Source organism: Janthinobacterium algoris (genome assembly GCF_051380935.1).
GTDB lineage: Bacteria > Pseudomonadota > Gammaproteobacteria > Burkholderiales > Burkholderiaceae_D > Janthinobacterium.
In genome coordinates this window covers 95,327-108,660 of the sequence record NZ_JBNYXZ010000001.1, presented here as the reverse complement: position 1 = coordinate 108,660, position 13,334 = coordinate 95,327, and the positions used below count along the sequence as shown (strand labels likewise).

Below are 13,334 nucleotides of genomic sequence, written 5' to 3'. Positions count from 1 at the left end.
AGATCAGGCAGCCGGTGGGAATTTCTCACGCTGCTCGATCAATGCACGAGCGCGGCCGTGCAGACGGCGAGGGAAATCAAGACCTTGGTCGGCGCATCGGTGGAGCGGGTCAACGCCGGCAGCAAGCTGGTCGACGAAGCCGGCCGCACCATGACGCTGGTGGTGGATTCGATCAAGAAAGTGGATGCCATCATGGGCGAGATCACCAGCCCCAGCCACGAGCAAAGCGCCGGCATCAGCGAGGTCAACCAGGCCGTCACGCAAATGGACGACATCACGCAACAGAACGCTGCCCTGGTGGAGCAGGCGGCGGCCGCCGAGAGCCTGCAAGAGCAGGCCCAGGCCTTGATCAAGGCTGTCGCCATCTTCTGTCTGAGGGATGCGCCATCGGACCGGACGGTCCTCGCCCTGCACTGAAGCGGCCTTTTCCGACACCTACGCGTCCACTTTCACAAAAATCTACGCGCGCCATGATATTTCTTGATTGCAACAGAATATAATCTTTGCAAATCAAGTCGGTCATTGCGGAGGCGGCACGTTGGCAGGTAAAGAGAAACTGGCATCACGGCGAGGGGTACACTGGCTGCTGGCTTTGGCCTGCCTGCTGCCCTTGCTCGCCTGCGCTCAGGATGACTTGGAGCAGCACCTCTTCGCCGTGCGCGAGGATGGCCGCTTCATGCCCGCGCGCGCGCTCGAGCGCCTGCAAGAGGTGGAAACGCGGGCGCGCAGCGCACCCCTGCCAGTGCGCGCGGAATTCCTTACCCAACTGAGCACCGTCCGCATGCGCCTGGGGCAGAACGATCTCGCCATGCAGCTGGCCGACGAATTGATCGCTTACGCCCGCCTGCACAAGAGCGACGTGGCGTTGGCGAAAGGCATGCTCAGCAAGGCTTACATCACGTTTGCCAGGAACGAACGCCGCGCCTCGCACCTGCTGGCCTTCGAAGCGGAAAAGATCGCCAACCGCACGGACGACCTGCCCGTGCGCGTGCAGGCCACCATCAGCGCGGGACAGTCGTTGGCCGAGGAAGGCAATTTCCCGTTCGCGCTGGCCAAGCTGCAGGCGGCCGTGGATCTGGCGCGCCAGAGCAATTCCCCCTCCAGCCTGGCCGCCGCCCTGAATGCCCTCACCCTGCTGCACACGCAGATGCGCGAATACGACAAGGGCTTCGAAGTGCTCGATGAGCTGCTCGCCGTCTCGGCCACCCTGGCCTCACCGGGCCGCATGGCGCAGGCGAAGAATACGGAATACGGGCTGGCGCTCGACGCGCAACAGCCGCAGCGGGGCCAGCGCGCCCTGCTGGCCGCCCTGGCGCTGGAACGCCAGTTGGGCGCGCGCGGCATGGTGGCCGTTACGCTCGTCAATCTGTCGGACAGCTATCTGAAGGAAAACGACTATGCGCGTGCCCTGCGCTATGCGCATGAAGCCATCACGGCGGGGCGCCTGGTCAACAATGAACAGGTGGAGGCGACGGCGCGCCTGAACATCGGCCAGGCGCTGATCGGCCAGGGACATCTGCAGGAAGGCAAGCAAAGCGTGGCCACGGGCCTGGCCTACTACGAGCGCACGGCCAACCAGCCGGACATGCAGGCCGTGCTGCTGGAGTACGGCATGGCGCTGGAAAAGGCGGGGGACATGCGCGGCGCCGTCACGGCATACCACCGCGAGCGGGGCATTTCCAACCAGCTGTTCGAGAAGCAGCGGCAAAAGGCCGTGTATGAATTACAGGAAAAGTATGCGGCGGAGAAGAAGCAGCGCCAGATCGAGCTGCTGAGCCGCGAAAATCAGCTCAAGAGCACGGAAATCGACAACCGCCGCCTGCAGCAGCGCGTGTGGTGGTTGCTGGCGCTGGTGCTGGCCATGGCGTCCGTCATCGTCGGCTTGCTGTACCGCAAAGTGCACCACGCGAACGTGCAGCTGAAAGTCAAGAACCAGGAACTCAAGCGCCAGAGCTCGCGCGACCCGCTGACGGCCCTGTACAACCGCCGCCATTTCCAGGAATTCATGCGCAGCCATGCGGGCAAGCCGCTACCGGCCTACGCCGGCGCCGATGTCGTGGGCGCGCTGTTCCTGCTCGATGTCGACCATTTCAAGCACATCAACGACCGTTACGGCCATGCGGCGGGCGACCTGGTGCTGACGACGATCGCCGAAACGCTGCACGACGTGTTGCGCGAAACGGACATGATCGTGCGCTGGGGCGGCGAGGAATTCCTCGCCTTCCTGCCTGCCGTCGCGCGCGACGGACTCGACGATATCGCGCGGCGCATCCTCAACGGCATCGCCGCGCAAGACGTCCATTACCAGGGGCAAGCTATCCAGGTGCACGTTTCCGTGGGCTTTGCGCCCTATCCGCTGGCGCCGCAGGGACGGCCGCTCACGTGGGAACGCAGCGTCAACCTGATCGACATGGCGTTGTACCTAGCCAAGGCGCACGGGCGCAACCGGGCGTATGGCTTGCGCGGTTTTCAGCAGGTGGAAAGAACTACGCTGGAAGCGGTGGAGCAAGACCTGGAACGCGCATGGCGCGACGGCTTTGTCGATTTGAGCGTGGTGCTGGGGGGAACGAACGTTACGGACGGTGCGGATACAGCGAGTGCGGCGCATCGCAGGCAGGCTGACGCCAGCGATGGCGTCGCTGCAGCTGCCATCATTTGACGGCAGCTGCGGGCGCCGGGCCGACAGCGATCGGCCCTGGCGCGCTTATTACGAGGATTACTTGTGCGCGGCGTCCTGCATCTTTTCGCCGGCTTTTTCCACTTTCTTGCCGACCGCATCGGCCGCTTCGCTCATTTTCTTGTCGGCGTCAGCGGCGACCTGGTCCATCTTGGCGCCCGTATCGGCAGCGGCCTGGCTCACGGCAGCGTCAGCTTTGCTAGCGGCGGCCTTGATGTCGGCTTCAGCCTTGGCAGCGGCCGCATCGATCTTCTGACCCGCTTGTTCCGCAGGACCGGCAGCAACATCGTCCTTCTTCTGGCAGGCAGCCAGTGCCACGACCATCATCCCGGCGGCGCACACGGTCATCCAATTTTTGCTTACTTTCATGATATTCCCTTTCATTATTATCAAAAGACACAAATCAGTTCGCAATATACACCTGCCTAAAATTTTCTAGCGTGCGCTAACGCACATAAAAACAGGCTTTTATGGCGTAGTTGTAAGCAATGGTATCTTGATATTTTTCAGCCATGTTTTCCCAGCGCCGTATGGGGGGCATGATAGCCATCCGTCAAGGTATGCAGGAAGACAATCACGTCGGCGATTTCCCTTTCGTTCAGGGCGGGCGCCTGGCCCGGCTGGCGGTCGAACGGCGCCTCCTGGTTCACGTTGGCGTCCAGGCCGGGCGGCAGATCGTTGTATTTGTGCACCTTGCCACTCTTATCTTTCGGATACCATTTTTGTGGCGCCGTGTCGCGCTGTACGTAAAAACGCAACACCTGCTCCAGGCTGTCAAAGCTGCCGTTGTGGAAAAACACCTTGCGCAGGGCGACGTTGCGCAGGGACGGCGTCTTGAAACTGCCGCAGTATTCCTTGTGCTCCATCAAGTCGGTGCGATCCGGACCGCACAATCCCAGGTCAAAGAACGCCGGGTCGGCATTCGCCGGCAGTTTGGCATTGCGCGGCACGCCGATATTGATCAAGCCGTAGTCGGTAAATTGTGGAAAGGCGCCGCCGGGCGAGATCCGGCTGATATGACAGGATGCGCAATTGCCCTTCGCTTCAGCGTTGAACAGGGCCAGGCCGCGCGCTTCCTGCGGCGTCAAGCTGGCCTGCTTGCGCAGGAAGGCGTCGTACTTGCTGGTGTACGGATAGAAGTCCAACGGGCTTTCCTGGAACACTTCCAGCGACATCAGCGCCCAGCGCAACGCCTGGCCAGGCTGTTCGAAGATATCCGCGCCATACGTCTGGCGGAACTGCGCCGCCAGGGGGCCGGCCCGTAACTTGGCGACGACGGCGGCCGCGTCGCGGTTGCCCATCTCGCGCGGTGACAGCAAGGGCGCCAGCGCCTGTTCGTGGCCGGACTGGGCGCGGCCATCCCAGTTGTGCCCGCCCGTGGGACCCGCGTCGACGCCGTCGTCGCCATCGTCATCATGAAAATGTTCGGTAAATGCGGGCGCGTTCTGGAGGTAGCGCAGCGAGGGCGCGGCACGCGTGCCCGCGTCCTTCAACTCCGGGCCGCCCAGCTGCACCGCCAGCGCGTTCGGCGGACCATACGCGTGTTCCGGACTGTGGCAGCTGGCGCAGGCCAGCTTGCCCGACACGGACAGGCTGGGTTCAAAAAACATGGCGCGGCCCATGGCCGTCATTGCCGCCACCGAAGGCTGGCGTTTCAGGGTGGGCGTGTAGGCCCCGGCAAGGTAGGCGGGCGCGGACGCGGCCTGGGCGTCTTTCGGCGGCGCTGGCTGGCAGGCGGAAAGCACACAGGTCGCGCTTATTGCAGCCAGCAGCAGAGAGGGTATCGGTTTCATCATGGGCTGGCAGCGTAGCAACGGCATGTGACAACTGCGTGACAAGTCCCTGCAAAACCTAATGTATCAAGTCCGTACATTACGTCATGTAACAGGCGCTGACATGTCACAGAGCTGACATATTGCCTGCCTAGCATGCGACGTTTTCCATCCAGAAGGCACGAACATGAACTTGCACGCCAAAACCGCTTTACGCCCCTCTTTACGTCCCCTGCCCTTGCTGCTGTCGCTGGGCCTGGCCGCCTGCGGCAGCGACTACGCGATCACGCCCAGCACCACCGGCCAGGTGATCGGCAGCTACTATGAGAACGCCCAGGTGTGCCTGGAAAGCAGCATCGCCAAGCTGACCTGCGACAGCGGCTCGGCCGCCGTACGCACGGCGGCCGACGGCAGCTATACGCTCGATGGCCAAGGCGCCGTGTTGGTGACCATCGGCACGGATGCCATCCGCCATGAAACCATCGGCGACGCAGGCAGCAAGGTCACGCAAAAACTGCTGCTGCGCGCACCCGCCGGGCACAGCGCCTTCGTCAGCGCCCTGTCGACGGAACTGGCGCAAATTATGGACGGCAACGGCAGCGACTTTACGGCCGCCAGCAGCAAGCTGGCCGCGCGCCTGGGCGTGTCCGAAGCGGGCCTGGCGTCCGACTTCAACAAGGCCAGCGGCGACGAACTGGCGAAACTGAAGGCGGAAAACGCCAGCGTGACGGCCTTGATCGCCAGCGCCAGCACACAGGCGGCGCCCGCCGACGCGCTGGCCGCCCTGAACGGCGCACTGGCGCTGAACAACATCCAGACCATCGTCGTCATCTACGCGGAAAACCGCGGTTTCGATAATCTGTACGGCCTGTTCCCGGGCGCCAACGGCGTGCCGGGCGTCAACCCCACCTCCAGCGCCGCCTACGTGCCGCAAAAAGACATCGACGGCAGCACCCTGCCCGTGCTGCCGCCGACCTGGGGCGGCATGACGGCGGCTGGCCAGAGCACCGTCATCACCCAGGCGCAATCGGCCAACCTGCCGAACAAACCATTCCAGATCGATGACGCCAGCAGCCCCCTGTACCTGCCGCAATCGGTGATCACGCGCGACCTGGTGCACCGTTTCTACAACAACCAGATGCAGATCAACGGTGGCGCCAACGACAAGTTCGCGGCCTATTCCGATGCGGGCGGCCTGTCCATGGGCTATTACGACGGCAGCAAGATGCAGCTGTGGGACATCGCCAAACAATATGCGCTGGCCGACAATCTGTTCATCGGCGCCTTCGGCGGCTCCTTCCTCACGCACCAGTACCTGATCTGCGCCTGCGCGCCCACCTATCCGAACGCCGACACCTCGGTAGCCAAGGGCTCGATTGCCAAGATCGACGTCGATGCCAACGGTAACTTCGTGCGCCTGACGCCATCCGCCACGGCCCCCAACACGGTCCTGAACGGCGCGCCCGCCTATGCCAACGACGGCGCGCTGACGCCGGCCGACAGCACGGGCATGTTCTACGCCGTCAATACCATGCAGCCGCCGTTCCAGCCCAGCAGCAACGCCCCCGCGTCCGGCGACAGCAGCAAGCTGTATGCGGACACGGGCAAAGCCAACACCCTGCCGCAGCAGACGCAGACGAATATCGGCGACTTGCTCTCTGGCAAGAACATCGACTGGGCCTGGTATGCGGGCGCCTGGAACGATACGACGGCCCTGGCCACGGCCAGCGCGCGCGCTGGCAGCTTCCCGAATCCGCCGAACTTCCAGTTCCATCACCAGCCGTTCAATTACTTTGCCAATATGGACCCGGTGAAAGCGCCCGGCTACCGCGCCGCCCACCTGCGCGACTTCGACAGCCAGTTCCTCAGCGACGCCAGCGCCGGCAAGCTGCCGCCCGTGGCCTTCTACAAGCCGCAGGGCAATTTGAACCAGCATGCGGGCTACGCCAGCGTGGCCGACGGCGACGCGCATATCGCCAGCGTCATCGCCCAGCTGAAAAAGAGTCCGCAGTGGAAAAACATGCTGGTCATCGTCACCTACGATGAAAACGGCGGCTTCTACGATCACGCCGCGCCGCCGAAGGGCGACCGCTGGGGGCCGGGCACGCGCGTGCCGGCCATCCTCGTCTCGCCGTACGTGAAAAAGGGCTTGGTTGACCATACGCAATACGATTCGGCCTCGATCCTGCGCGCCATCACGCACCGCTTTGCCCTGCCCGTGCTCGACGGTTTGACGCTACGCGACAAGGCACTGGTGGCCAACGGCGGCAAGCCGATGGGCGACTTCAGCGCGGCGCTTGCGTTGGTGCCGCAAGAGTAAGCGTCGGTTCAAACGGCAATACGACGCCCGCCCGGCCTGGCCGCGGCGGGCGCTTTAGCTGCTGGCGCCAGGTTATTGTCCCGGCGCCGCGTCCAGCAGCGAACGCTCGAGCAGTTGCGACAAGGCCGTGCGCAGCGCCTGCGTGCGCGCCACCAGTTCCGGCCGTTTGTAGCGCTCGGCGGCGATCAGGCTGCTTTCCAGGCAGGCGCGGTCCGACCTGGCCAGGCAAGTGTCGGCCACGTCGAGCTGGGCGCTGGCTTGCGCCACTTTCACCTTGGCGTCGAGTTCCAGGCTGTCGGGATCGTCGCCCCAACGTTTCACGTAGATGGCCAGGCGCGTGGCGGCCAGATCCGGCTTGCCCGCATCGAGCGCCTGCTTGACGCCGTCTTGCAGCGCCGTCCATGCCTGTGCCCGCTGCTGTTGCCGGTCGCACGCGGCGGCCGACTTGGTAATGGTCGCTTGCAAGCGCTTGAGGTGCGCGGCGGGCGCCTTGGCGCTTTTCAGCATGGCCAGCGTACTGCGCGCCCCGTCCAGGTCGCACTGCGCCGCCAGCGCAGTGGCGGCCTCGACCTGTTCCGCCACGCTGGCCGGCTTGTCGGCGGGCTTGTTGAAGAACCAGATACCGGTCAGTACCAAGGCCGCCGCGATCCAGGTGCGCAAGCGCACGGGCGGGCGCGGCGGCGGTACTGAACCCTTGGCGGCCGGTTTCGCGGGCGGCGCCTTGGCTGGCACGGAAACCGGCGGCGGAACGGGCTTGGGAGCGGGAGCAGACTGCGGCGCGGGCGGCGGCACAGGATCGGGCGGGACGACGGGCACCGGCGGTGGTGGTGGCATGCGCGGCACCGGCGGCGGCACTACTTTCTGCAAAACAATGGGTTCGGCCGCCTGGCGCGTGCCGCAAAATGGACAACAAGCCACGCGCAGCAGCAATTCCCGGCCGCAAGCGGCGTTAATACAACGTTCATTCACTTTTTCAAGCACATTCCAACCTTTTCCTGGGTGCGCCCCGTCGCCCTGCGCACGTCTTGCTGGTTCATATCGTCATTCCTCTTGGCGAGCGCAGCGGCCAATGCTGTCGCCAGATCCCGGCTGCGCCTTGTCGCAATATTACCTTACGCGACGGCAAAAACGGCACGACGACCTGGCGCTGGGAGGAGAGACCACGCCAGGCCGGCCGATCGCCGAAGGCAAGCAGCCCTGCCCGCTCCAGGCGCAGGCGAATATTATCGTGGTGTAGGGAGGGTACAGTCAGCCAGTACAGCAAGGCAAAGCAAAGGCAACAATAACGCCCTGCCTAATCGTCCGCATGCCATGAACGCCTGAAAAATGCCCAGGGCTGGGCGCCACGTCGAAATCAGACTTTGACGCTTTCGGCTTTGGCGATAACAGTGCGGGGAATAATCTCATTCTCGGGGCAAGTCTGCATCGCCTCCGAATACGTCAGCCAGCGTTTCAGGCTATCCATATGGCGGATGGTGATGCCCTTGCCATTGATATAGCCGATTTGCTCGAAATTGGCGGGGCTGGTGGTGAGCTTCGATACGGTGGGGGCATTATCGATCAGGCGATCATAGGCCTTGCGCGCCTTGTGTTCCCACTTCGCCAGCGCAGGATCGTCGAAACGGTTGCTTTCAAAATACACGGTGACGGTACGGTCGTGGTTGGCGAAGCCGACGATGGCCGCGCCCCTGCGTATCGTCAACAGCACATCTTCCTTGACGCTTGCAATGGGCACAAGCAGGGCCGCGCGGCCATCCGCATCGGGCCGTTCCATCGGAATATCTTGTCCAATCACACTCATCGCATCACACTCGTCGAAGTCTATTCATTGCACCATCCTTATCAGGAGGGTGTCGTCCTGCATCATATTGCAAAAACCGCCATGCGTACACGCCGCATGCCGCTCGTGTATCTGGCCTGTTTTACAAATAATACATTGCCATACAGCACTACACAAGATAATCGGCCTTCCCCGGTGGGGCTTGAGCATCCCTGCCACAGAAGCAAGCCTGAAACGGCGCAGTATCGACGACACGCCCGGCAATCGCCTTATAATGCCTGGTTTACTATACGCCAGACGAAATCCGCACCATGACGCTTCCCGAGAATGACACCAGCCGGCTCGATGCCATCAGCGCCGCCGCCACCGAAGTGGCCGCGCAAAACGTGGCCGACCTGCTGGCCATGGCCATCTGTCACCGCCCGGACGAACCGGCGCTGATCGTCTGCGACAAGCGCAGCTGGCTCAACGTCGTGTTGACGGAAGCCTATCGCCAGGCCTTGCCGGACGCGAGCTTCATCGATTTCGACGAGGTCACGCCCGACGCCGTGCTGGCCGCGTTTGCCGAACTGCCGGCCGGCAGCCTCGTCGTGCTGATCCAGTCGACCAGCTTCCGCCTGGAAGCGTTCCGCATCCGCATCGAGCTTTTCAAGCGGGGCTTGAAAGTGATCGAACACGTGCATTTGTCGCGCATGCCTGGCGTGCAGGGACTGCACTACATCGCTTCGCTGGCCTACGACCCGGCCTACTACCGGGGCGTGGGACATGCGCTCAAGGCGCGCATCGACCGCGCCCGTCATGGCATGGTCGACAGCGGCGGAGAGCAACTGGTGTTCGCCTCACCGTTCGAATCGGCCAAGCTGAATATCGGCGACTACAGCGGCATGAACAATATTGGCGGCCAGTTCCCCCTGGGCGAAGTGTTTACGGAAGCGCAGGACCTGGAAGCGGTGAATGGCCGCGTGCGCATCTTTGTCTTTGGCGATACGCACTTCATGGTCAACCGCCCCGATACGCCGATTACCCTGATCATCGAGAAGGGCCGCGTGACGGGCACCGAACACGCCACGCCAGAATTTACCGCCATGCTGGAAATCATTCGCGCCCACGAAGGCGACGTGTGGGTGCGCGAACTGGGCTTCGGCATGAACCGCGCCTTTTCGCGCGAGCAGCTGGTCAACGATATCGGTACGTATGAACGCATGTGCGGCATCCATTTGTCGCTGGGCGCCAAACATGGCGTCTACACCAAACCGCAATTCAAGCGCAAGGATGCGCGCTACCATGTCGACATCTTCGCTGTCACCGAAGCCGTTTATCTGGACGACGAGCGCGTGTATGCGGATGGTGCGTGGACGCTGGAACCCGTCGCCTTCAACTGACCGTCAGTTGAAGAATCCCGCCGCCTCCAGCTCGCGGTCCCAAGGCGGCACGGGCTGGTATTCGGCCACCAGGAAATCGATCAGCGCGCGCACCTTGGGCGATGGCTGGCGGCTGGCCGGATACAGGGCGCTCAAGTGATTCAGCGGCAGGTCCCAGCCGGACAGCACGGGCATCAGGCTGCCGTCGAGCAGATTGCGCCAGGCGAGGAAGGTAGTGCTGTAGACGATACCGAGCCCCCGCTGCGCCGCCTGGTGCAGCACCAGGCCATTGTTCGCCGTGAAGCCCGCCTGCACGCGCACGCTCACCTCTTCTTGCTTGTCGCCCACCCCGCGCTGGAAATGCCAGTTCGTGCCATCGGTCAGATGGCTGAAATGCAGGCACTGGTGCTTCAGTAGCTCTTGCGGCGTCTGCGGCACACCCCACTGCGCCAGGTAGGCGGGACTGGCGCACAGCACTGCGCGGCACGGCGCCAGCGGTCGCATGGCCAGCGCGCTGCTGTCCGGGATGCCGCCCACGCGGATGGTCAAGTCAAAACCATGGCGTATCGGATCGAGCAGCGCATCGTCGACAAACAACTCGGCCTGCACCTGCGGGTGCAGCAGGCTGAAACGGGCGACAGCGTCGGCCAACCACACGCTACCGAAACTCGATGGCGCCTGGATGCGCAGCGGCCCGGCGAGCTCCGCCCCCGCACCGGCCTGCGCCACGTGCGCCACCATGCGCGCCGCTTCTTGCGCCTGGCTGACGGTGGCCATGCACGGCGCCAGGTAGGCACGCCCCGCATCCGTCAAGCTCACTTCGCGCGTGGAGCGGTGCAGCAGGCGCGCATGCAGGCGTTCTTCCAGCTGCATGATGGTCTTGCTGACCATGGCCCGCGTCAGGCCCAGGCGCTGGCCGGCCACAGTGAAGCTGCGCTGGCGCGCCACTTCGACAAAAATTTCCATCGCTTTTAGTTGATCCATATCAAATATTGTCTTCGTTTTAGCGACAATCTGTCAACCTACTGCCAATTGTTTGCCGCCTTCGCCCATCCTACAATGGCGCTTTCCATTGACCTCCGGAGCCGCCGCCATGCTGAATCAATCACAACAAGAACAATACCAACGCGACGGCTACATCATCTTGCCCGATTTCAAGGGCGCGGACGAAATCGCCTCCTTGCGCGCGCGCGCCGAGCAGATTGTCAACGAATTCGATCCTAGCGTCAGCCAGTCCATCTTCACCACGCGCGACCAGGCCAAAAACACCAACGACTATTTTCTCGCTTCCGACAACACCATCCGCTGCTTCTTCGAGGAAGAAGCGTTCGGCGCGGACGGCCAGTTAAAGCAGGCGAAATCGCTGTCGATCAACAAGATCGGCCACGCCATGCATGACCTGGATCCCGTCTTCCGCGCTTTTTCGGCCGACCCGAAGCTGGCCGAAGTGGCGCGCGACTTGGGCCTGGCAGACGCGCAGGTATGGCAATCGATGTACATTTTCAAGCAGCCCGGCATCGGCGGCGAAGTGCGCTGGCACCAGGACGCCACGTATTTCGAGACCACGCCCATCAGCGTGACCACCTTCTGGTTCGCGCTGGAAGACGCGACCCTGGACAATGGCTGCCTGTGGGCGGAACCGGGCGGCCACCGCGGCCCCTTGCGCGAACGCTTCATCCGCAACGGCGACGCCGTGCGCGTGGAAAAACTCGATACCATGCCGTGGCCCGACGACAGCACGGCCGTGCCGCTGGAAGTGAAAGCCGGTGCCCTGGTCTGCTTCCACGGCTTGCTGCCCCATTACAGCGCGCCGAACCGCTCGCCCGTCTCGCGCCACGCCTATACCCTGCATGCGACGGACGGCCAGACCGCATACGCAGCCCACAACTGGATCCAGCGCGACGCGGCGTTCCCTGTGCGGGGCTTCGTCTGATGCGCATCGAAGTCTACGCCGCCCACTGGGGCAATAACCACCTGGCGCCCGAGGTCTTCATCGACAAGGTGCTGGCGGCCGGTTTCGACGGCATTGAAATGTCGCTGCCGCTGGACGCTGCCCTGCGCGAGGAATGGACGGACCGCATCGCGCAAGCAGGCCTGGAACTGATCGCCGCGCAATGGGAAACTGTGTTCCACCGCGACTTCGAGCAGCACCGCGCCGCCCTCGCGGAACTGCTGGAAAACGCCTGCCTGGCGCGTCCCGTGCTGGTCAACACGCACACGGGCAAGGATTACTACAGCCAGGCACAAAACGCAGAGCTGCTCGATCTGGCCGCCGCCATCGCGGAAAAGCACGGTGTGCCCATCGTGCATGAGATCCACCGCAGCCGCTTCAGCGGCCACCCGATGCTGCTGCTGCCCTATTTGGCGCAGTATCCGCAATTGCCGCTGACGGCCGACCTGTCGCACTGGTGCTGCGCCTGCGAATCCTTGCTGGAAGACCAGCCGCCAACCCTGGCGCAGGTGCTGCCGCTGGTGCGCCACGTGCATGCGCGCGTGGGTCATGCACAAGGGCCGCAGGTGGCCGACTTCCGTGCGCCGGAAGCCAAGGCAGCGCTGGATGCCCACCTGGCGTGGTGGGATACCATCGTCGCCCTGCGCCGCGCAGCCGGCGCCGAGCGCATGACATTCACGCCGGAATTCGGCCCCGCGCCATACACGCAAACCCTGCCCTGGACGCAGCAACCGGTGAGCGACGCGTGGGAACAGAATGTCGCCATGCTCGAACTGCTGCGCCAGCGCTACCAAGACTGAACGGAAGGCACCGGCCAGGGCAAGCCGGTGTGCCATCTACCCGCCGGCACTCGCTTGCAATTGAATAGCGCGCTATATATACTATCCCTATGGATACCACTGCCGCCCCCAACCCCTTGCACCAGGTGCCGCGCCTGGACAGCCAGCTATGCTTTGCGCTGTACTCGACCTCGCTTGCCATGAACAAACTGTACCGCAAGCTCCTGCGTAAACTCGGCCTGACGTATTCGCAATACCTGGTAATGATGGTGCTGTGGGAACACGACGGCTTGACGGTATCGGAAGTGGGTGAGCGCCTGTTCCTCGACTCGGCCACCCTGACGCCTCTGCTCAAGCGCATGGAGCAAGCGGGCCTGTTGACGCGTGCGCGTGCCGCCAGCGACGAGCGCCAGGTCATCATTTCCCTCACGCAGCAAGGCGACCAGCTGCGCCAAGAAGCGGCCCTGTTGCCCGAAGCCATCCTGACGGCCAGCCACTGCAGCGTGGAGCAAGTTGTGGACATGAAACAACAACTGAACCAGTTGCGCGACAGCCTGATGAAAAGTGAGTAAAAGCGCTACTTTCCCGAGCAAAATCAGGTAAAGCATCCTCCTGACAGCGCCAGGAAAAAGCTGGCGCAAAATCCACCTTTCTTTATTACAAATCGATACAAGGATGGCCCCACCCTGCGTAT

Annotated in this window: 12 protein-coding genes and 1 pseudogene; 8 read left to right on the top strand and 5 right to left on the bottom strand. The window is 63.2% G+C overall.

Going from position 1 to position 13,334, the window contains the following annotated elements:
* Positions 1-66 precede the first annotated feature (66 nt).
* A pseudogene (locus ACQ4W7_RS00485) lies at positions 67-417 on the top strand (methyl-accepting chemotaxis protein); the annotation flags it as partial.
* Between the two features lie 391 nt (positions 418-808).
* Positions 809-2,659, top strand: coding sequence for a sensor domain-containing diguanylate cyclase (locus tag ACQ4W7_RS00480; RefSeq protein WP_436528277.1), 1,851 nt, complete (start codon positions 809-811; stop codon positions 2,657-2,659).
* A gap of 57 nt (positions 2,660-2,716) precedes the next feature.
* On the opposite strand, the gene ACQ4W7_RS00475 is transcribed toward ACQ4W7_RS00480, so the two are convergent.
* A complete protein-coding gene (locus ACQ4W7_RS00475; RefSeq protein WP_426071475.1) occupies positions 2,717-3,046 on the bottom strand; it encodes a hypothetical protein in 330 nt (109 codons plus the stop codon).
* 137 nt (positions 3,047-3,183) lie between these two features.
* On the bottom strand, positions 3,184-4,470 hold the full coding sequence (locus ACQ4W7_RS00470; protein WP_436528275.1) for a cytochrome-c peroxidase: 1,287 nt from the start codon (positions 4,468-4,470) through the stop codon (positions 3,184-3,186).
* A 166-nt stretch (positions 4,471-4,636) separates the two neighbouring features.
* Between ACQ4W7_RS00470 and acpA the strand changes: the two genes are divergently transcribed.
* Positions 4,637-6,769 carry an acid phosphatase gene (gene acpA, locus ACQ4W7_RS00465; RefSeq protein ID WP_436527716.1) on the top strand — a complete coding sequence of 711 codons (2,133 nt, stop codon included), beginning with the start codon at positions 4,637-4,639 and terminating at the stop codon, positions 6,767-6,769.
* Between the two features lie 72 nt (positions 6,770-6,841).
* Here the strand turns inward: acpA and ACQ4W7_RS00460 are convergent, their stop codons facing one another.
* Complete coding sequence (locus ACQ4W7_RS00460) at positions 6,842-7,603, bottom strand: hypothetical protein (RefSeq protein ID WP_436527714.1); 762 nt, start codon at positions 7,601-7,603, stop codon at positions 6,842-6,844.
* A gap of 235 nt (positions 7,604-7,838) precedes the next feature.
* Here ACQ4W7_RS00460 and ACQ4W7_RS00455 point away from each other — a divergent pair, with 235 nt between their 5' ends.
* The gene (locus tag ACQ4W7_RS00455; protein WP_436527712.1) at positions 7,839-8,006 is read left to right on the top strand and encodes a hypothetical protein; all 168 of its coding nucleotides are present in this window, start codon (positions 7,839-7,841) and stop codon (positions 8,004-8,006) included.
* A gap of 117 nt (positions 8,007-8,123) precedes the next feature.
* On the opposite strand, the gene ACQ4W7_RS00450 is transcribed toward ACQ4W7_RS00455, so the two are convergent.
* Entirely contained in the window at positions 8,124-8,570 is a 447-nt protein-coding gene (locus ACQ4W7_RS00450) for a hypothetical protein (RefSeq protein WP_426071471.1), read from the bottom strand.
* A gap of 290 nt (positions 8,571-8,860) precedes the next feature.
* Here ACQ4W7_RS00450 and ACQ4W7_RS00445 point away from each other — a divergent pair, with 290 nt between their 5' ends.
* Entirely contained in the window at positions 8,861-9,931 is a 1,071-nt protein-coding gene (locus tag ACQ4W7_RS00445) for a M29 family metallopeptidase (protein ID WP_426071470.1), read from the top strand.
* 3 nt (positions 9,932-9,934) lie between these two features.
* Here ACQ4W7_RS00445 and ACQ4W7_RS00440 read toward each other — a convergent pair whose 3' ends face one another.
* Complete coding sequence (locus tag ACQ4W7_RS00440) at positions 9,935-10,894, bottom strand: LysR family transcriptional regulator (RefSeq protein WP_436527710.1); 960 nt, start codon at positions 10,892-10,894, stop codon at positions 9,935-9,937.
* Positions 10,895-11,003: 109 nt separating this feature from the next.
* Here ACQ4W7_RS00440 and ACQ4W7_RS00435 point away from each other — a divergent pair, with 109 nt between their 5' ends.
* The 3 genes from ACQ4W7_RS00435 (at position 11,004) to ACQ4W7_RS00425 (ending at position 13,212) form a co-directional block, all read left to right on the top strand.
* Entirely contained in the window at positions 11,004-11,843 is an 840-nt protein-coding gene (locus ACQ4W7_RS00435; protein WP_436527708.1) for a phytanoyl-CoA dioxygenase family protein, read from the top strand.
* Positions 11,843-12,661: a sugar phosphate isomerase/epimerase family protein gene (locus ACQ4W7_RS00430; protein ID WP_426071467.1), complete on the top strand. Its 819-nt coding sequence runs from the start codon at positions 11,843-11,845 to the stop codon at positions 12,659-12,661. The genes ACQ4W7_RS00435 and ACQ4W7_RS00430 overlap by 1 nt, the downstream gene beginning before the upstream one ends.
* Before the next feature lie 89 nt (positions 12,662-12,750).
* Entirely contained in the window at positions 12,751-13,212 is a 462-nt protein-coding gene (locus ACQ4W7_RS00425) for a MarR family winged helix-turn-helix transcriptional regulator (protein WP_436527705.1), read from the top strand.
* The last annotated feature ends 122 nt before the right edge of the window (positions 13,213-13,334 follow it).